The following is a 19,701-nucleotide window of genomic DNA, read 5'->3' as shown; positions in this document are numbered from 1 at the left end:
GATGAGGGCAGAATCAAGCTCTCATCTTATTGTGAGCTATAAGCGTAAGCGCTGGAAGGAGTGCACGAGGTAATGCCGACAAACAGCGGTAATCATAAACAGAACGCTGTGAATGTTAGAGAAATGATTGAAGAAAAAAGAAGTTCGAGAAGTATCTCTAATATAACAGAAAAATTAATTCCAACGATTTTATTTATTATAGCTAGCATTTCAATTCTAACTACTATTGGAATTATTTATACTCTATTATCCGAGGCAATTGAGTTTTTTAAAATTGTTCCAATCTGGGAATTTTTCACTGGAACTGTACTCAAGCCACTTAGTCAAAATCCTGAATTCGGTGTGCTGCCACTTATAAATGGGACGATTATTTCATCACTAATTGCGATGCTTGTAGCTGGTCCAATTGGTATTATGTCAGCTGTTTATTTAAGTGAGTATGCATCAGATAAAGTACGTAGAATATTAAAACCTTTACTAGAAGTTCTTGCTGGTATTCCAACTATTGTGTACGGTTTTTTTGCGTTTACCTTTGTAACACCAATCATTCGTTCGATTTTTCCCGAAGTAGGAGCAACAAATATCCTTAGTCCAGGAATTGTGATGGGGATTATGATTATACCAATGATTGCATCCTTATCAGAAGATGCAATGACTTCTGTCCCTAATGCGATGCGTGAAGGTTCTTTAGCCATGGGGGCTACAAAACTTGAAACAACATTTAAAGTAGTAATTCCGGCTGCATTTTCTGGAATTATTGCATCCTTTGTGCTTGGAATATCACGTGCAATTGGTGAAACGATGATCGTAACCATTGCGAGTGGTAGCTCCAAAAACTTTACTTTTGACATTACTCAATCTATGCAGACGATGACTGCATATATTGTTGAAGTTTCTGGTGGTGAAGCGGCTGCTGGAACGACTATATATTACAGCTTATACGCTGTTGCATTAACGCTGTTTGTTTTTACGCTTATCATGAATCTACTTGCAAGATATGTCTCTCGTAAGTTTAGGGAGGAATATTAAAAATGAACCAAGTAAATACAAAGAAAATGGAAAAAAGAATGCATGCACGTATTCAGAAGAATAATCTTTTAAAAATAGTCTTTTTACTAGCGACATTATTCGGTCTTGCTGTATTAGCTATTTTACTCGTACGAGTCATTACACAAGGTGCAGCCTGGTTGGATTGGGATTTTATCACAGGAAGACTATCAACAAGTGCTGATCGTGCAGGAATTATGGGTGCCATTCTTGGGACAGTATGGCTAATGATTGTCGTCATACCAGTTACATTAATCATCGGTGTTGGCTCTGCAATTTATCTAGAGCTCTATGCAAAAAAAGGAAGGATTCAATCCTTTATTCAGACGAATATTTCAAACTTAGCTGGGGTACCGTCTATTGTGTATGGTCTACTGGGATTAACGATTTTTTCAAGAGCTATGGGCTTAGGAAATGCAGTGTTAGCTGGTGGTCTCACGTTATCCCTACTGGTTTTACCAATTTTGATTGTTTCTTCACAGGAGGCAATTCGTGCAGTACCGAAGTATTTAGCAGAAGCATCTTATGGAATGGGAGCAACAAAGTGGCAAACCATTAAAAATGTCATATTGCCTGCTTCTATACCAAGTATCCTTACTGGTGCTATTTTGTCACTATCCCGTGCAATTGGAGAAACAGCACCATTAACTGTATTAGGAATTCCGGCATTTCTTCTCCCATTCCCAGAAGGTGTGTTTGATACATTTACAGCATTACCAATGCAAATTTATTATTGGACGCTTGATTCTTCATTGGTTAAGGAATATGCCTATTTAGCTGCAGCAACTATTATCGTTCTATTGGTATTATTGTTCATATTAAATTCGGTAGCTATTTTCATTCGAAATAAGTTCCAACAACGATATTAACGGTTATTTTATTTGATATGACACGCTTAACCTAGATTTAAAGGAGTTGAAAATGATGAGTCCATCATCAGTGAAAAGTAAAAGACCGGTTAAAATTAATCCAGAAGCAGTTGCTTCTAAAGAGCCTGAGTCCGAAGGTAAAGTGGTTTATGATACAAAGGAATTAAACCTTTGGTATACCGATACACACGCATTAAAAGATGTTAATTTATCTTTCCGTGAAAAGGAAGTAACAGCGATTATTGGACCATCTGGTTGTGGGAAATCAACCTACATTAAAACGTTAAACCGGATGGTTGAGCTTGTTCCAGGTGTACGGACGACAGGAGAGATAACGTATAAAGGGAAAAAAATCCTTGAACGTTCGTTTAAAGTAGAGGATTTGAGAACAAAGGTAGGAATGGTATTCCAAAAGCCAAATCCTTTCCCGAAATCAATTTATGAAAACATCGTTTATGGACCTAAAATTCACGGGATTCGTAATAAAAAAGTGTTGGATGAAATTGTTGAGCGCAGTCTACGCGGAGCGTATATTTGGGACGAAGTAAAGGATCGTCTCAATGAAAATGCATACGGTCTATCAGGTGGTCAGCAGCAACGTTTATGTATCGCGCGTTGTTTAGCAATCGAACCAGAAGTTATTTTAATGGACGAGCCTACGTCAGCACTTGATCCAAAGTCAACGTTACGAATTGAAGAATTGGTACAAGAGCTTAAAAAAGAATACTCAATTATTATTGTTACCCATAATATGCAGCAAGCAGCACGTATTTCGGATAAAACGGCATTCTTCCTTAATGGAGAGGTTATTGAATTCGACGAAACAAATACGATTTTCACAAATCCGGCAGATAGCAGAACGGAAGACTATATATCTGGAAGATTTGGATAAGCTGTTTTTGATTGAATTATTTTTTAAATATAGAAAAGTCTCCTGATTGTTCGAGGTATATTTGAACATCAATAGGAGGCTTTTTTTACTTTAATTCGATTGTATCCTGCTATATTTAAAGATAACAAAATATTTAAAAAATAGTAAACAAACGCAATAGCTAGAAATACGGAGAATTATTAAGATAGTCGCTTTATAAACTTTGTAAAATAAAAATTGTATAGATTTTTCGTTCTGTATGGACTTATATGCTGTTTTCTATTATTTCTTTATTTCCCTATACTTATATAGTATTCAACACGGAGGTGCTTTAAAAAATGTTAGAGTTTCATGATGTTACAAAGCGATATGGTAATGGTAAGCCAGCAGTTAACAATTTGAATTTAACAATTGAAAAGGGCGAATTTGTTTGTTTTATCGGTCCAAGCGGCTGTGGTAAAACCACAACAATGAAAATGGTAAACCGTTTAATTGACGTAACGGAAGGGGCCATTTTGGTTGATGGTAAAAATATAAAGGAGCAAGACCCTGTCGAACTGCGTAGGTCCATAGGGTATGTGATTCAGCAAATTGGATTGATGCCACATATGACAATTAGAGAAAATATTGTGCTTGTAGGTACTTTACTCAAATGGAGAAAAGAGAAAAAAGATGAACGTGCACGTGAGCTAATCAAGCTAGTAAATTTACCTGAAGAATATCTTGATAAATATCCACATGAATTAAGTGGAGGGCAACAACAGCGAATTGGTGTATTACGTGCGCTTGCTGCGAATCCCCCATTGATATTAATGGATGAGCCGTTTGGAGCGCTTGATCCGATTACAAGGGATGCCTTACAAGAAGAATTTAAAAAGTTGCAAAGAGAATTAAATAAAACCATTGTTTTTGTCACACATGATATGGATGAGGCATTAAAGCTTGGCGATCGGATTGTCATTATGAAAGATGGAGAGATTGTTCAGGTTGATACACCAGAGGAGATTCTCAGAAATCCAGCAAATGAATTTGTGGAAGAATTCCTTGGAAAAGATCGTTTAATTCAAGGTCGGCCAGATGTTACGACGGTCGGGCAAATTATGAACAGTACTCCAATTACCGTAAAAATCGGTACCACTTTAAAAGCCGCCATTACGAAAATGCGAGATGAACGAGTTGATTCCCTCCTTATTACGGATTCAGATAATGTTTTAAGAGGATTTTTAGATATTGAATCCATTAACAACAATTACAAAAAGGCAAGTACTGTGGAGGAAGTAATGGAAACGGACATTTATTCTGTATCTCAGGACAGTCTATTACGTGATGCAATTCACAAGATACTCAGACGAGGAGCACAGTATGTTCCTATTGTGGACGAAGGTCACCGTTTAGTGGGAATTGTCACACGCGCAACACTTGCAACCCTCGTTTATGACACGATTTGGGGCGATGGAACAGAATTTGAAGAAATCGTAGCACATGCAGAGTAGGAGGTTGGAGTAGATGATGGATTTTTTTGCTACACATGGGAATGAACTAATAATTAAAACATGGGAACATTTGTATATTTCTGTTGCAGCCATCTTACTAGGAGTGTTAGTTGCGATACCCCTTGGGATCCTGCTTTCTAGAGCACCAAACTTCGCTGATCGATTTATTTCGTTTGTTGGTATTCTGCAAACCATTCCAAGTCTTGCAATCCTTGCATTTTTTATACCGATTTTAGGTGTTGGAAAACTACCTGCCATTATTGCATTGTTTTTCTATTCGTTACTACCAATTTTACGTAATACGTACATCGGTATTCGGGATGTTAATCCTGGGGTTGTTGAAGCTGGGAAGGGCATGGGAATGAGTGCTTTGCAATCGATTATAAAAGTAGAATTTCCAATGGCACTTCCAGTAATTATGGCTGGTGTTCGTCTATCAACGGTTTATTTGATCGGTTGGGCAACATTGGCAGCATTTATCGGTGGTGGCGGTCTTGGCGACTTTATCTTTGATGGCTTAAACCTTTATCAGCCTTCCTTAATTATTGCAGGTACAGTACCAGCGACTATTCTTGCTTTAATTGCAGATCGCTTGTTGGCCTATTTAGAAAATCGAATGACGCCAGAGGGGCTGAAGGATTCGTATGAAACAGTATAAGCATGGAGGTGAACATGTTGAAAAAAACATTACTTAAAGGAAGTATGGTTTTGCTTTTGCTTGTGGTGCTTGCAGGCTGTTCCTTGCCAGGCCTTGCAAGTACGACAAAAGAGACGATAAAAATAGGTGCCCTAGGTACATCTGAATCACAAATTTTAGCTGAACTGTTATCGATTATGATTGAACGGGAAACAGATGCCAGTACCGAACTTGTGACACATCTTGGATCATCGATTGTTCAACACCAAGGGATGTTAAGAGGCGACCTTGATATAACAAGTACACGTTATACGGGAACAGACCTATCTGGCGCACTTGGCATGGACCCGATTACCGATCCAGAGAAAGCGCTGGACATTGTAACAAAGGAATTTCAGGACCAATTTAATGAAACATGGGCAGCGCCTTATGGTTTTGAAAACAGCTATTCTGTTGCTGTGACAACAGAATTTGCCGAGGAACATAACATTGAAACCATTTCTGATCTCGAACCTTTCGCGGATGACCTGCGTTTTGGCGTAGATAATGCATGGGTCAATCGCAAAGGGGATGGATATGATGGGTTTCAGGAAACCTATTTTTCGTTTGGTCATGTTTTCCCAATGAATATTGGTCTTGTGTATCAGGCGGCAGCTACTGGTCATATGGATGTTGTGCTGGCTTATTCTTCAGACGGGAGAATTAAGGAATTTGATTTAAAAGTTCTTGAGGATGATCTGCGATTCTTCCCGCCATATGATGCTTCTGCCGTAATTGATAATGAGATTTTGGAGAATTACCCAGAGATTGCAGCAATTACAGAACGTTTGCATGGACAAATTTCTACAGAAACGATGCAGGAATTAAATTATAAAGCGGATGTTCAACTAATGAGTCCGCAAAAAGTTGCCATGGAATTTCTAGAAGCCAATAACTTCTTTGAGGATATGGAGAAAGGGGAGAAGTAATATGAATACATTGGAACAATTGGTGCAATATGTGACCCAAAATGGTGGGTATATATGGGTGCAGTTTTACAGACATTTTCTAATGGCAGCGTATGGTGTTCTATTTGCCGCAATTATTTCGATTCCTTTAGGTATCCTTATTGCAAAGTACGGGAAATTGAGTAGCTGGGTACTGGCACTTGGAAGTATTATTCAAACGATTCCTGCCTTAGGAGCGATGGCTGTCATTATGATTGTCATGGGACTTGGCACCAATACGGTAATTGTTACATTAATGCTGTATTCAATACTGCCGATTGTGCAAAACACCTATGTCGGGATGAAGGATGTTGATAAAACGGTTATTGAAGCAGGCTTTGCTTCTGGGATGACTCGGTTTCAACTATTACGAATGGTCGAGCTTCCTCTTGCAATTAGTGTCATTATGGCAGGGTTACGGACAGCGCTTGTTATTGGGATTGGAATTGCTGCAATTGGTGCATTTGTCGGAGCAGGAGGCTTAGGGTCCATCATCCTCACGGGAACGAATGCAACGGATGGAACAGCTATTATTCTAGCTGGTGCAATTCCTACAGCATTGATGGCCATTATCGCTGATTTAATTATGGGTTGGATTGAACGGAAACTTCAACCAATAAAGTCTTCAAAATCGAGCGCAGCATAAAAGGTAAAAAAATAGAGTTTGCTTCTTAATCTATCATTAGAGGTGATTGTCTTGGGAGAAATCGGAATTAGAGTTGAAAAAAATGTTCCGTGTTCATTAGCTGATGGAACAGTTCTTCGGTCTGATGTGTATCATCCGGATGATGAAGAAAGCTATCCGGTGTTAATGATTCGGTTGCCATATGATAAAGAAACACCACGTTACTATGACGAATATTTGGAAGTGCCTCGGATGGTGCAAGCAGGCTATGTAGTTATCCTTCAGGACGTAAGAGGGAGATTTGCCTCAGAAGGCGATTTTTTTCCATTCATACATGAGAGACGTGATGGATATGAGGCAGTAGAATGGGCGGCAAAGCTTCCATATTCAAACGGAAAAGTTGGACTGTTTGGTATGTCTTATCATGGCTATACCCAGTTTGCAGCAGCAGTAGAAAGGCCACCTTCCTTAAAGGCGATTGCTCCAGTGATGACGGGAGCAGATCTTATGGGAAGCTTTCTGGGAAGCGAAGGAGAACCTCATCCAGTAGCTAAACTGGAAACATGGGTTTTAGGATCTATGTTAGAGGATCAGCTGAAAAGGGAAGGGAACTTTGACAAGAGGAAATTTCATTATTATTTTGAGAATATGGCAGAGTGGTTAGTTGATGCTCCTGCTGATGAATGGAAGCCAATCAAAGACCTTGATCCGGGCTCGTATTATTTTGATTTTATGCAGGGGAGACTAGCCAAAACATTTAAAGATCATGTAAATCTAAAGGGAAAACTAAGTGAAGTGGATATTCCAGCATTATTCATTGGCGGCTGGTTTGACGGATTATTGGCACCAACATTAGAAGCCTATCAAACTTATAAAGGGAAAAAAATGCTCTGGATTGGTCCGTGGACGCATGAAGAAATGACAGGTCGATGTGGGGAGCGTTTTTTTAACCATGCAGCATCTAGTATAGGCGTTGACAAATCATTAGATCCTACAGAAATCCATATTAAATGGTTTGATAAATGGTTGAAGGAGAAGCCAATGCCAATGCCTTTCGAGAAACCTGTCCACCTTTATTTGATGGGGCAGGATCGTTGGGAAACCTTTGAGGAATGGCCGATTCAAACTGGTGTAAAGTCAAGGGAAGTATACCTCCAGAGTCAAGGGATGTCACAAAGCCGAAATGGAGATGGAAAGCTAACGTATCAACCTGACACTACGGAAACCAAAAGTGCTTTAAAACTAGACCCGAATCACCCAGTTCCTACTCGTGGTGGGGGGACGCTTATTGCGGGACACGCTTCCGGGATGTTTGATATGAGCGATATACAAGATCGAGAAGATGTTCTTGTCTATACGAGTATGGAGCTTGAGGAAGATCTTCCATTGCTAGGTTCAATTAAAGCGAGTATTTGGGCATCTTCTCCATCTGAGCTTTTGGATATATCCCTAAGGCTGTCAGAAGTTGATAGCCAAGGACGTTCGTATAATATCATCGATTCATTTCATAGAAAAAGGGTAGAAAAAGAGAATCATCCAGTTTGTTTGGAAGTTGAAATAGGTTCCACCGCATATACCTTGAAAAAAGGCCATCGCATACGTCTGGATATAGCAGCAAGCAATGCGCCACTATATGATATTAACTTAAATAACGGAACAACAACAAAGACACACACTGAAGGGAAATCTGCAGTGGAATATATTTATCAAGGTGGAGACAAAGCATCAAAATTGGTCTTGCCAATGACAAGGTAATAAAATCCTTTTCTTGGCAGTTAAGAAAGTATAAAACTTACCTAAGCATAAATGCAACGATGACATTCTATCAAAGACGAAGCGAATGCCAGGTTTTCAATTTTTAAAATGGAAATAAGCCATAAAAGGGTGAGGACATTGAGGAATGATGACGAACGGATTGATGATGTAAAAACACAATTCATTGAAAAAATAACGGACAATATGAATGCATTCGGTGTTTCCACAAGTATTGGACGTGTGCTTGGAATTATATACATGAACAGGGAACCAATGACACTTGATGAGCTATCAGAAGAAACAGGGATGAGTAAAACACGGATGAGTCAGGTAGTCCGGGAAATGATTGATTTAAATATTGCGGAACGCGTCTTTAAAAAAGGAGTTCGGAAAGATTTATTTCGGGTGGAAGAGGATTATTATCAAACATTCATTCTTCTGTTTACCTCTACATGGAAAAAGGCTATTCAACGCAGCAGTTCTTTTGAACAAAGAATGATGAAACAAATGAATCAATTACAAGCAACTTCAGGATTGACGGAAGAAGATGAACTGGCCCTGAATGAACTTCTAAAAGAAATGAAGGAATGGATGGATTACTATGATTGGATCCACCGTGTAACGGAGTTCTTTGAAAGCGGAGAAATCTTTAAACATGTGCCAAAAAAAGAACGGGGGAATGAAGCGTGAATAAAAAAGTAATATTATCGTGTGCGGTAACAGGTGCAGGAGATACGACTACAAAAAGTGCCTATGTACCAGTAACGCCAAAAGAGATTGCAGATTCGGCAATTAAAGCGGCGAAAGCAGGAGCTACCATTGCGCATATACATGTGCGTGATCCGAAAACAGGAAAATTAAGTCATGATGTCAATCTATTTCAGGAAGTTGTCGAACGAATTCGTGCATCAGAGACAGATGTCATTATTAACCTTACCTCAGGTGGAGGTGGAGATTGGATCCCAAGTGATGAAGACCCTACAAGAGGCGGAGAAGGAACGGATATTCAAACCCCTGAAGAACGTCATGAGCCGATAGGAAGACTCTTGCCGGAAATGTGTACCCTTGACTGTGGCAGTATTAACTTTGGTGATATGTTATACATCAGTCCAACTGACTGGTTAAGGAAACAGGCGAAACTCGTCAAAGAAAGTGGTGTCAAAGCCGAATTAGAATGTTTTGATACAGGACATGTTCGTTTTGCCAATCAATTAATTGAAGAAGGCTTAGTTGAAGGGGATCCAATATTCCAGTTCTGTCTCGGTATTCCGTGGGGGGCGGCAGCAGATGCGGAAACCATGGCATATATGAAAAGTCGAATTCCAGAAAATGCGAAATGGGCAGCTTTTGGAATTGGCCGAATGCAAATGCCGATTGTTGAAGAGTCTATCCGTCAAGGCGGGAATATTCGTGTAGGTCTGGAAGACAACCTGTATTTGAAGAAAGGTCAGCTTGCAACAAATGAACAGCTTGTTGATAAAGCTGTTGAGATAGTCCAGTCCTTTGGTTCCGATGTGATGACTCCAGCTGAAGCACGAAAACATCTCAATTTACTGAACCCATATGGAAAGGAAGCCTAGCTGTATGACAAATGATAGATCAATCCAAAACATCACGGTTGTTGGTACAGGCGTAATTGGCAATGGGTGGATTACGCGCTTTTTAGCAAATGGTTACCATGTAACTGCTTTTGATCCAGATCCGAAGACGGAAGAAAAAACACGTGCTGCCGTTGAGCGGGCATGGCCGTGGATGGAGAAAATGGGACTGCATAAAGATGCTTCAACGGATAAGCTGAGCTTTCATTCGAATTTAGAAGAGGCACTAAAAGATGCGGACTTTGTACAGGAAAATGTTCCAGAGCGTGAGGATTTAAAACGAAAAGTCATTGCTGATATTGATACGTATGCGAAGAAGGAAGCAATCATCGCCTCCAGCACATCTGGAATATTACCAAGCATTTTACAGGCGGATTGTCACAACCATCCAGAGCGTGTCATTGTCGCTCATCCCTTTAACCCGGTTTACCTAATGCCACTTGTTGAACTTGTTGGCGGAGAAAAAACGGATGTAAATACAATTGAGAAGGCAAGAAGTTTCTATGATTCCTTAAAGATGAAGCCTCTTGTTGTTCGTAAGGAAATTGAAGGACACATTGCGGACCGTTTAATGGAAGCAATCTGGCGCGAGTCCCTTCACATTGTGAATGATGGGGTAGCGAGTACAGATGAAGTAGACGCCTCCATTATATATGGACCAGGACTTAGGTGGGCATTAATGGGACCATTCATGACACTGCATATGGGCGGTGGAAAAGAAGGAATGCGTCACTTATTGGAGCAATTCGGACCGGCATTGAAATTACCATGGACGAAATTAGAAGCACCAGAATTAACAGAGGAATTAGCTGACAAAGTCATTACAGGGTGTGAAACACAAACGGCTGGTGTTGAAATGGATAAATTGGAAGATCGCAGAGATCAATTTTTAATTGAACTCCAGCAGCTATTGGAAAAATACTGGCCAGGATCAATGTTATCTGGAAAATTGTAGGTGGCATTCGAACGATTAAAGGAGGTAAGGACGCTTGAATAAAGCGAAATTATTGATACAGGATAAAGTACCCGAGGCGTGGATTGACTATAATGGACATATGAATGATGCGGAGTATGTTCGAGCATTCAGCCGGGGTGTCGATCAATTTATGAACGTTATTGGGATGACCGGGGATTTCTTAGCGAAGAGCAAATATACGATTTATACAATGGAAAATCACGTTTGCTATCTAGATGAAATGAAGCTTGGTGAATCGTTTGAAGTCTTTATAAATGTGATTGATTATGATATCAAACGAATCCATCTTTTCTTTGAACTGTATGGTGAAAATGGAAAACGGGCTGCAACGAGTGAACAATTGCTAATGGGAATTAACCAGGAAGAGGGGAAAGCATCACCGTTTCCGGAAGAAATTTTTAACCATATAGAAGAACTTGCAACTAAACATAAACCTGCAGAAAACCCAAAAGAAGTTGGGCGTGTTATTGGAATTAGAAAAAAGAAATGAACGTATTAAAAAAAATGGCTTCCTATTTGGGTGGGGAGCCATTTTTAATTCATTAGAAAGTAAACATGGCACGTTTATAGTTGTTATAAAGCAGTCCTCTTGTAAAAATTAAATTATTCTTTTGAAGCGTATTGGCGTAATAAAAACTAGAAAAGTAGATTTGAAGTTACTCTAAAACAGTGCAGGGATATTTGTCAGAATCTAATTTATTTTTAAGTTTTATTTGTATTTTAGGTTTTGAAATTCAAAAATAGGGTAGCTAGTATATATATTAATGGAGGTGTTTTATCATCAAATATATTATATCGATGCTAGTTTTTATGATTGGAGTTGGATTATTTTCGCAAGCAGCTTCTGCCGAGAAAGTTTACAAAGTAAAGTCAGGGGATAATTTGTATCGGATTGCCCAAAACTATCAAGTAGATTTTGATACGTTAGTTGCTGCAAACGCTGCTATCACGGACCCTGAACATGTTCAGCCAGGGCAAGCGATTAACATACCAGATGAGAATGGGCTTCCTTTTACCGTTACAGCTTACACGGCTGGCTATGAGTCTACTGGAAAAGAACCAGATGACCCAGCTTATGGTATAACAGCATCTGGGGCAATGGTTGAAGAGGGAAATACAATTGCGTGCCCTCAGGCTCTTCCGTTTGGAACAAAAATACATATTCCAGAATTGGATGAAACGTATGTATGTCAGGACCGTGGCAGTGCAATAACGAATGGTAAGCTAGATGTTTATATAGAAGACTTAGATGAGGCATTAGAATTTGGGGTGCAGCAGCTGCAGGTCAAAGTGTGGCCATATTAAAATACCGCGAATATCATATTTTATCGGAAAGCATACTTTGCTGTACAATTTAATTTAAAAACTATAAAAAATACACCACATGAAATTCAACTTAGAGATTTTTCATGTGGTGTATTGATTTGAAAGAATTTTTATTCAGGTCTATGGTTTAGCTTACCGGCCCCTTCGTAATCGCAGTAAGCTTGGAATTGATTGCAAAAGTTTTGGCATTAACATTTGTGATGCCAAAGCTGGCTAAACGTTTTGTATGCATATTCAGATAGCTTTCAGCTGTTTCCTTTGTTTCAAAAACATAAATTCCGCCTGCTTCATTTGCTTCGGGTCGCTCTGTCCAGATTTTCCATAGGAAGCCAGCTTCTTCATTGATGCTTTTTGCTAAATCTGAAAATGCTTCTGCCATTTCTTCCCCAAATGGTCCATTCATGTTAAAATCGACTTGCAATACATATGCCATGGTTATTCTCCTTTGTTTACTTTGTTGTTGTAAAGTAGTACTCTCCTAGAATTTCCTGCTTTTGATATTGATCAGGCGTAAGCTCTTTTTCAATAAAAGCGTTAAGGTCAGATTGCTCCACATCGTACATGACTTCAATTTCTTTGGAGAATAAAAGCTTTTCTTTTTCAAGCAAGCTAGAAAGCGATGGTTGTTGTTTTGGTTGCAGTTCTTCTGTATTTAGAATCTGTTTTAAGCCATCAATATAGTATTCAAATGGACGTCCTCCAACAATTTTCACACCTTTGTTTTCTTCATTGATCATGATAATTGTAGGGAACCCTCGAGCGCCTAAACTTCTCGTCAGATCGAAGTCTTCATCCAATAATTGTTGTCCGATTGGTTGTTCAGCTTCCTTTACAATGTATTCCCCATCAAGACCAAGTTTATTTACGGTTTCAATCATAACGGATTTATCTGAAATATTTTGGTTGAATGCGAAAAGTGCTTCTCGGGCACGGCGTAAATATTCAAATGCGAGTTCCGCATTATGATTTTTTTGAATCACCTTAAATACTCGTGAAGGTGGGAAAGAGGACTGAACTGGATTATCAATCATTAGACTCCCATCAATTGGCATTCTGGAATGTTCACCAACTTCTCTCCAGTGACCTGCAACATCGGCTGGTTTAAAAATTCCGTTTGCAGGATCGATTGGCCCATCATGCCATTTTTCCAGTAAGCCACCCATAACCGTATGAACGTTAAAATAATCACCATATTGCTCGATAAAACGACGGAGAACCGGTTCAATTGCCCAGCAGTGCGAGCAAATGGGATCTGTTACATAATAAAGGTTAATTGACTTTTTCGGCTTATTAAAATCAATAACTTCCATTTCCTCATCTTCAGCTACTCCACATACACCTGTTTCCAAGTCACAAATCATATTTTTATTGTTATTCAATTTATTTCCCTCATTTCTATTCATGTAGGATAAGCGAGGAAAAAGAAGCTATGCTCTTTTCCCGCACTCTTCATCATTTTTAAAAATTAGTTTCTAATTGTTTTCAATCCAGTAGACCAAGCCACGACCTCATTCAACATAGTTTGAACGGTTTCTTCATGAAACGGTGCTGGTTTAAAGGTTCTCATTTCTTCAAAATCCGTGAAAAGACTTAATGCTGGCTGTGTTCCTACCGTTGCCACTTTTGGTACTGTTAAAATTAGTCTTAGATTGTTTGCTGCTGTAACTCCAAGTGTTGAACCATAGCTTACGATTCCAGCGGCTTTATTGTTCCACTCCACATATAAATAATCGATAGCATCCTTTAATCCAGAAGTAATCGCTTTGTTGTATTCAGGAGTGACAAAAACAAATCCGTCAAGCTCATTAATTTTCTCAGACCATGCTTTCGCTTCTGGTGCTTGGTAATCCTGTGACATAATAGCCGGAATCGGCTCATTAAATTGTGGCAGGTTGTAATCTTTAATATCAACCATCTCAAATGTTGCATCTGTTCGCATGTCTGCGATGGATTTCACCCATTCTGCAACCTGCAAATTTACTCGTGAATCTCTTGTACTTCCAGTAATAATTCCAATTTTAAGCATGTTAACTCCTCCTAGAAATCTTTATGAAACGCCTTTTAACGACGCATTATAGTTGCTTTATAATTGAATTTTAAGCCATAATAAAAATTAGCAACACCAATAGTTTGGTGTATGTGTTGGATATCCGACACATTGAACAATTTGTTTAAAAAGTGGAAGGGAGATCAATATGACGAATACAAAAACGGATCCCCGAATTTTACGTACCCGTAAATTAATAATGGATGCTTTTATGGAACTTTCAGGTAAGAAGGAATTTAAAGACATCACTGTGAAGGATATTACAGCTGAAGCGATGATAAATCGCGCCACATTCTATTATCATTTTGAAGATATATACGATTTACTGGAAAAGGTGTTATCAGAAGTATTGTTAGTGAATTTGGATTGTGATTACTTTCAAGATAACGAGCTAAATGAAGAGTCGCTTGTTAAGATTTTCTTAGCGATTACGAATTTCCAGAAGTCATTATCCAATCGTTGTCATAGAGGTTACGAGGACACCATTGCTCGAATTATCAGGGAGCAGCTTGAAGTTGTTTTTTACAAAATGCTGTTAAATCAACGCAACAAAGAAGCGGACGATGCTTTAAGAATTACCGCTGTTATATTAAGCAGGGGAATATACGGAGCTTCTGTAGAATGGAGAAGAGATGATAAAGGTATGACTCCAGAGGAATTTATTAAATTAGCAATTCCTTTTATTATTTCTGGTGCTAATTTTTAGTTCTGACAAATTATAAGCATTTAGAGCTTTGCGTTCCTTTTTATAAAGGGTTAAGGTTATTGGTTAACTGTTTAATGAAAAAAGCGCACAGTAAGGAGATATGGATATGAACGATTCATTTCATGATGAAATACAAGAAATTTATCAAAAATTAATTGATGCGTGGAATAACCGTGACGCCGAGGAGATGGCTGGGCTGTTTGCTGAACAGGGAGTACAAATTGGGTTTGACGGTAGTAAGGTAGTTGGAAAAGCAGAAATCTTATCCCATGTTAAACCAATATTTGAAGATCATCCTACTGCCCCTTTTGTAACAAAAATTAAATCCATCCGACCTTTAGGAAAAGATGCAGCAATACTACACGCGATTGCAGGGATGATCCCACCGGGGAAAACAGATATTGAACCTGATGTAAATGCCCATCAGACGCTTGTTGCAGTGAAAACGAATAGTAACTGGCGAATTGAACTGTTTCAAAATACTCCTGCCGTGTTTCATGGAAGACCTGAATTAGTTGACCAAATGACGGAGGAGCTAAGGGAGTTACTTTAGTTTTTGATAAATTGAAAAGGGAGTGTCGGCCAACTGGGGGTGAAAGACCCCGAAAGGATTGTTGACAAAACCCCGCTTTTCTGTAATAATAAATCCAACTAAATACTGGTACCTTTAATTCAGTCCAGAGAGGCTGACAAGGATAGCGGAAAATAAGCATAGAGGAAGAGGTGTACGTGTATACCCTCTTGCTATACTTATGAAAAAGGCTTCTTGTCAGAAATGGCAGGAGGCCTTTCTTTTTTCCAACTCGTGTGTGTTCTCAAGCACCTTCCTCGGTACCAGGAAAAATTCGAGGAGGAATTAACATGCAAAAGGTAGATAAAGAGTTTTCATTACAGCCTGTACCACAGGCAAATCGGAATGGTTTCTGGAAAATGTTCATGCTTATGATGGGGTTAACATTTTTCTCAGCAAGTATGCTTTCAGGTGGACAACTAGGAACAGGGCTAACATTCACGGAGTTTATTTGGATTGTTTTAGCTGGTAATTTATTGCTTGGAATCTATACGGGGGCACTTGCTTTTATTGCGGCGAAAACAGGTTTATCTACACATTTGCTTGCGAGATATGCTTTTGGTGAAAAGGGTTCCTACTTATCATCCTTTTTGTTGGGAATCACACAAGTGGGTTGGTTCGGTGTCGGTGTTGCGATGTTTGCTGTGCCAGTTCATGCAGCTACTGGGATTAACATGTATGTATTGATTGTTGTTTCAGGTCTATTAATGACGGCAACAGCCTTCATTGGAATTAAAGCTTTAACCGTTTTAAGCTTTATCGCTGTACCTTCTATCGCACTTCTTGGTGGGTATTCTGCGCTAAATGCAACAAATGCTGCGGGGGGAATTGAGGCGCTAATGGGCTATCAACCGGCAGAGGCGATGGGATTAGCGACTGCATTGACGATATGTATCGGTTCCTTCGTTAGTGCAGGAACACTTACACCAGATTTCGCCCGTTTCTCCAAAACAAAGCGTACAGCGGTATCGACTACCGTTGTTGCATTCTTTATCGGTAACTCGTTTATGTTTTTGTTTGGAGCAATTGGGATGTTTGCGTTTGGTTTAGCTGATATTTCGGAAGTAATGTTTATGCAAGGGCTGATGCTTCCGGCTATTATCGTGCTCGGGCTGAACATCTGGACAACGAATGATAATGCGTTATATGCATCTGGATTGGGATTTTCGAATATCACAAAGATTGCTAAAGGGAAGCTTGTTATTGTTAATGGTGTGCTTGGTACAGCAGCTGCAATGTGGTTGTTTAATAACTTTGTTGGCTTTTTAACGATATTAGGTTCAACCTTGCCATCGATTGGTGCAATCATTTTGTTTGATTTTTTCATCCTAAGAAAAGGAAAGTATCAGGCATTTGAAACAATGAAATTCAAAGCAGTCAATTGGATCGCAATCGTATCGTGGATTGGCGGGGTTGCGATTGCTAATTTGCTTCCCGGTATTCCGCCGGTTAACGGCATTATTGGAACGGGAGTGCTCTATTTAATCGGAATGGTTATTGCTGAAAAAGCAGCTGCAAAATCTGGGTTAGAACAAGGAAGAAAAGGAGAATTAATTCGTGAACATTAAAAATGCAAAGCTAAGAGGAAAAGAAGGTTTATGGGATATTGAAGTCGTGGATGGGAAAATTAATCAAGTTTCTCCTGGTATAGAAGGTGGAGATGACCCAAACGCTTTGGATGTAAATGGGGCGCTTGTGCTTCCTCCATTTATTGAACCGCATATTCACTTGGATACAACGCTCACTGCTGGTGAGCCAGCATGGAATCAAAGTGGGACGTTATTTGAGGGGATACAGCGCTGGTCCGAGCGGAAGGAAACATTAACAATTGAGGATGTAAAATTGAGATCAAAAACGGCATTAAAATGGCAAATTGCACAAGGGATTCAGCATGTACGCACACATGTTGATGTCACTGATCCAGACCTGACAGCTTTACAAGCAATGCTAGAAGTGAAGGAAGAAGTCGCGCCATATGTAGATTTGCAGCTTGTTGCTTTTCCACAGGAAGGAATTCAGTCGTTTCCAAAGGGAGTTGAATTGCTTGAGGAAGCATTAAAGATGGGAGCAGATGTTGTCGGTGGTATCCCGCATTATGAATTTACCCGGGAATATGGTGTATCTTCCATGAAAACTGCCTTTGACCTTGCGGAAAAATATAACCTGCTTGTCGATATTCATTGCGACGAAATTGATGATGAACAGTCACGCTTTGTAGAGGTTGTTGCAACCGAAGCATATGAACGAGGACTTGGATCGCGTGTAACGGCAAGCCATACAACGGCAATGGGATCTTATAATGATGCTTATGCATCCAAGTTATTTCGTATTTTAAAAATGTCGGGGATTAACTTTGTATCGAACCCTCTTGTAAACATTCATTTACAAGGTCGCTTTGATACGTATCCGAAACGCAGAGGGCTGACAAGAGTAAAAGAATTACAGGAAGCTGGCATGAATGTGAGCTTTGGTCATGATGATATTTTTGATCCGTGGTATCCACTAGGAACCGGAAATATGCTGCAAGTATTGCATATGGGGATTCACGTCGCTCAATTGATGGGATATGAACAAATTGTTAATTCGATCGACATGATTACAACAAACAGTGCGAAAACATTACACATTGAGGATCGGTATGGCATTGAAGCCGGAAAACCAGCTAACTTTATCGTACTTGATGCTGAAAATGAATATGAAGCAATTCGGAAGCAAGCGAAAGTGAGATATTCTATTCGGAATGGAGCCATTATTGCTGAAACAAAACCAAGTGAGACGACTGTCACTTTGGATAAAACGGAATACGTAGACTTTAATAAGGCATAACCGTTTGCGGTTATGCCTTTTGGCTTGTTGGTTGTCCAGATTGAGCGTTGATAATGGATTAGCTGTATGGAAATACTGAAGTTTACAAGGTAAACGATGAAGATTAAAGAAAAAATACTGAAGTTCACAAATGGGGTCTGTGCTTCCGTCGATCTTGACAGAATACTTCGTCCAGTTAAACTCTACACTAATTACTCGATAAATTTGCTATAATGGATGCATTGTTTAAATATAGGAGTGTCTGAGATTGTTGAAATTAGGAAAAATTATCACACATATAGCTGTATTATATGGAATCTTTTTAATCGGAAACTGGATTCAATTAACGTTTCATTTGATAATCCCTGGCAGTGTGATTGGAATGATTCTGTTATTTATATTGCTTTACACAAAGAGTATAAAAGTGAGTTGGATTGAAGATGGCACACGATTATTTGTTAGCCATTTAACATTGTTTTTCATCCCTGCAACAGTCGGTATCGTGAACTATTTGCAGCTTTTTACAGGTGAAGGAATTTTATTAATCATCATTGTACTTATAAGCACGGCACTTGTTATGGGAATATCTGGTGTTGTAAGCCAGTGGTTTGTTAGAAAGAAGGAAATGCATCATGAATAATATTGTAATAGGCTTGTTAGCTATTATAGGAACATTAATCGTATATCTTTTTATGTGGAAGCTTCATCGCAGAATTTTGCTTCCAGTTACATTGCCGATTTTTCTAGGATCTATTGTTATTGTTTTGATATTACTTATTTTTCATATTGACTATGATACGTATATGATTGGGGGCGAATGGATTAATCAGCTGCTGGGCCCGGCAGTAGTTGCATTAGCTTATCCGCTGTATCAGCAGCGTGATCTTCTTAAACGGCTATTTTTTCCAATCCTGATGGGTACCTTTGTTGGTGCTGTTGTTGGAATTATGTCTGGTGTTTTGCTCGCGAAATGGCTTGGAGTTGAAGAATTCATTATTTATTCATTAGTGTCCAAATCCGTGACTACACCTGTTTCGATTGTGATTGCCGACTCCCTGGGAGGTGCGATGCCTCTTGCGGCAGTTTTTGTTATGCTTGCTGGAATGTGTGGTGTGCTGATAGCCCCATTTATATTTAAGGCTTTTAAAATTGATCATGTCATCGGACGAGGAGTAGGAATTGGGAGTGCATCCCATGCAATTGGTACAGCTCGGGCGATGGAAGACGGACCATTAGGAGGATCTGCCAGTACGGTTGCAATGGTGTTAAGTGCCATAATTGTATCGATTATTGCGCCGATTTTAGTTGAGTGGATGATATAAACACAAACAGAATCTTTGATAAATTGGATTTGCTTTGAAATAATGAAGTGGGTTTCCAAAATCTATC

At 39.3% G+C, this 19,701-nt stretch carries 22 protein-coding genes; 19 read left to right on the top strand and 3 right to left on the bottom strand.

All coding sequences use genetic code 11. The features are described 5' to 3' along the window. Positions 1 to 72 precede the first annotated feature (72 nt). The 13 genes from pstC (at position 73) to NST46_RS04690 (ending at position 12,162) form a co-directional block, all read left to right on the top strand. Entirely contained in the window at positions 73 to 1,029 is a 957-nt protein-coding gene (gene pstC / locus NST46_RS04750) for a phosphate ABC transporter permease subunit PstC (protein WP_095314030.1), read from the top strand. A 2-nt stretch (positions 1,030 to 1,031) separates the two neighbouring features. After that, positions 1,032 to 1,916 (top strand): phosphate ABC transporter permease PstA, encoded by an 885-nt coding sequence (gene pstA, locus NST46_RS04745; RefSeq protein WP_095314032.1) that lies wholly within the window; start codon positions 1,032 to 1,034, stop codon positions 1,914 to 1,916. A gap of 55 nt (positions 1,917 to 1,971) precedes the next feature. Continuing rightward, positions 1,972 to 2,808 carry a phosphate ABC transporter ATP-binding protein PstB gene (gene pstB, locus NST46_RS04740; RefSeq protein ID WP_341136827.1) on the top strand — a complete coding sequence of 279 codons (837 nt, stop codon included), beginning with the start codon at positions 1,972 to 1,974 and terminating at the stop codon, positions 2,806 to 2,808. Between the two features lie 317 nt (positions 2,809 to 3,125). Next, positions 3,126 to 4,280 carry a betaine/proline/choline family ABC transporter ATP-binding protein gene (locus NST46_RS04735; RefSeq protein WP_118888414.1) on the top strand — a complete coding sequence of 385 codons (1,155 nt, stop codon included), beginning with the start codon at positions 3,126 to 3,128 and terminating at the stop codon, positions 4,278 to 4,280. A gap of 13 nt (positions 4,281 to 4,293) precedes the next feature. After that, positions 4,294 to 4,938 (top strand): ABC transporter permease, encoded by a 645-nt coding sequence (locus tag NST46_RS04730; RefSeq protein WP_303446923.1) that lies wholly within the window; start codon positions 4,294 to 4,296, stop codon positions 4,936 to 4,938. A 17-nt stretch (positions 4,939 to 4,955) separates the two neighbouring features. Beyond that, the gene (locus tag NST46_RS04725; protein ID WP_419776291.1) at positions 4,956 to 5,885 is read left to right on the top strand and encodes an osmoprotectant ABC transporter substrate-binding protein; all 930 of its coding nucleotides are present in this window, start codon (positions 4,956 to 4,958) and stop codon (positions 5,883 to 5,885) included. Position 5,886: 1 nt separating this feature from the next. Beyond that, entirely contained in the window at positions 5,887 to 6,549 is a 663-nt protein-coding gene (locus NST46_RS04720; RefSeq protein WP_095314042.1) for an ABC transporter permease, read from the top strand. A 51-nt stretch (positions 6,550 to 6,600) separates the two neighbouring features. Further along, positions 6,601 to 8,283: a CocE/NonD family hydrolase gene (locus NST46_RS04715; RefSeq protein WP_240033697.1), complete on the top strand. Its 1,683-nt coding sequence runs from the start codon at positions 6,601 to 6,603 to the stop codon at positions 8,281 to 8,283. Between the two features lie 138 nt (positions 8,284 to 8,421). Next, positions 8,422 to 8,973, top strand: a complete 552-nt coding sequence (locus tag NST46_RS04710) for a GbsR/MarR family transcriptional regulator (RefSeq protein WP_118888416.1) — start codon at positions 8,422 to 8,424, stop codon at positions 8,971 to 8,973. Continuing rightward, the gene (locus tag NST46_RS04705) at positions 8,970 to 9,863 is read left to right on the top strand and encodes a BKACE family enzyme (RefSeq protein WP_118888417.1); all 894 of its coding nucleotides are present in this window, start codon (positions 8,970 to 8,972) and stop codon (positions 9,861 to 9,863) included. Before NST46_RS04710 ends, NST46_RS04705 begins: the two co-directional genes overlap by 4 nt. A 4-nt stretch (positions 9,864 to 9,867) precedes the next feature. Next, entirely contained in the window at positions 9,868 to 10,836 is a 969-nt protein-coding gene (locus NST46_RS04700) for a 3-hydroxyacyl-CoA dehydrogenase NAD-binding domain-containing protein (protein ID WP_118888418.1), read from the top strand. 34 nt (positions 10,837 to 10,870) lie between these two features. Beyond that, positions 10,871 to 11,347, top strand: coding sequence for a thioesterase family protein (locus tag NST46_RS04695; protein WP_340002481.1), 477 nt, complete (start codon positions 10,871 to 10,873; stop codon positions 11,345 to 11,347). 308 nt (positions 11,348 to 11,655) lie between these two features. After that, positions 11,656 to 12,162: a LysM peptidoglycan-binding domain-containing protein gene (locus NST46_RS04690; protein WP_251660061.1), complete on the top strand. Its 507-nt coding sequence runs from the start codon at positions 11,656 to 11,658 to the stop codon at positions 12,160 to 12,162. A gap of 148 nt (positions 12,163 to 12,310) precedes the next feature. Here NST46_RS04690 and NST46_RS04685 read toward each other — a convergent pair whose 3' ends face one another. The 3 genes from NST46_RS04685 to NST46_RS04675 all read right to left on the bottom strand — a co-directional run bounded on the left by NST46_RS04685 (position 12,311) and on the right by NST46_RS04675 (position 14,209). Next, positions 12,311 to 12,616 (bottom strand): monooxygenase, encoded by a 306-nt coding sequence (locus NST46_RS04685; RefSeq protein ID WP_118888419.1) that lies wholly within the window; start codon positions 12,614 to 12,616, stop codon positions 12,311 to 12,313. Positions 12,617 to 12,632: 16 nt separating this feature from the next. Continuing rightward, the gene (locus tag NST46_RS04680; RefSeq protein WP_187393122.1) at positions 12,633 to 13,544 is read right to left on the bottom strand and encodes a DsbA family protein; all 912 of its coding nucleotides are present in this window, start codon (positions 13,542 to 13,544) and stop codon (positions 12,633 to 12,635) included. A gap of 104 nt (positions 13,545 to 13,648) precedes the next feature. Continuing rightward, positions 13,649 to 14,209, bottom strand: coding sequence for an NADPH-dependent FMN reductase (locus tag NST46_RS04675; RefSeq protein ID WP_095314054.1), 561 nt, complete (start codon positions 14,207 to 14,209; stop codon positions 13,649 to 13,651). Between the two features lie 169 nt (positions 14,210 to 14,378). Between NST46_RS04675 and NST46_RS04670 the strand changes: the two genes are divergently transcribed. The 6 genes from NST46_RS04670 to NST46_RS04645 all read left to right on the top strand — a co-directional run bounded on the left by NST46_RS04670 (position 14,379) and on the right by NST46_RS04645 (position 19,634). Continuing rightward, complete coding sequence (locus NST46_RS04670) at positions 14,379 to 14,936, top strand: TetR/AcrR family transcriptional regulator (protein WP_341136826.1); 558 nt, start codon at positions 14,379 to 14,381, stop codon at positions 14,934 to 14,936. Positions 14,937 to 15,042: 106 nt separating this feature from the next. Beyond that, on the top strand, positions 15,043 to 15,489 hold the full coding sequence (locus tag NST46_RS04665; protein ID WP_340002479.1) for an SgcJ/EcaC family oxidoreductase: 447 nt from the start codon (positions 15,043 to 15,045) through the stop codon (positions 15,487 to 15,489). 308 nt (positions 15,490 to 15,797) lie between these two features. Further along, positions 15,798 to 17,075 carry a cytosine permease gene (gene codB / locus NST46_RS04660; RefSeq protein ID WP_251660059.1) on the top strand — a complete coding sequence of 426 codons (1,278 nt, stop codon included), beginning with the start codon at positions 15,798 to 15,800 and terminating at the stop codon, positions 17,073 to 17,075. Then, complete coding sequence (locus tag NST46_RS04655) at positions 17,065 to 18,333, top strand: cytosine deaminase (protein ID WP_341136825.1); 1,269 nt, start codon at positions 17,065 to 17,067, stop codon at positions 18,331 to 18,333. Before codB ends, NST46_RS04655 begins: the two co-directional genes overlap by 11 nt. A 247-nt stretch (positions 18,334 to 18,580) precedes the next feature. Then, entirely contained in the window at positions 18,581 to 18,952 is a 372-nt protein-coding gene (locus NST46_RS04650; protein ID WP_316246649.1) for a CidA/LrgA family protein, read from the top strand. Beyond that, on the top strand, positions 18,945 to 19,634 hold the full coding sequence (locus NST46_RS04645; RefSeq protein ID WP_118888425.1) for an LrgB family protein: 690 nt from the start codon (positions 18,945 to 18,947) through the stop codon (positions 19,632 to 19,634). The genes NST46_RS04650 and NST46_RS04645 overlap by 8 nt, the downstream gene beginning before the upstream one ends. The last annotated feature ends 67 nt before the right edge of the window (positions 19,635 to 19,701 follow it).

Source organism: Oceanobacillus sp. FSL W7-1309 (assembly GCF_038002145.1).
Lineage (GTDB): Bacteria > Bacillota > Bacilli > Bacillales > Amphibacillaceae > Oceanobacillus > Oceanobacillus profundus.
This window is presented reverse-complemented; position numbering and strand designations above follow the sequence as displayed.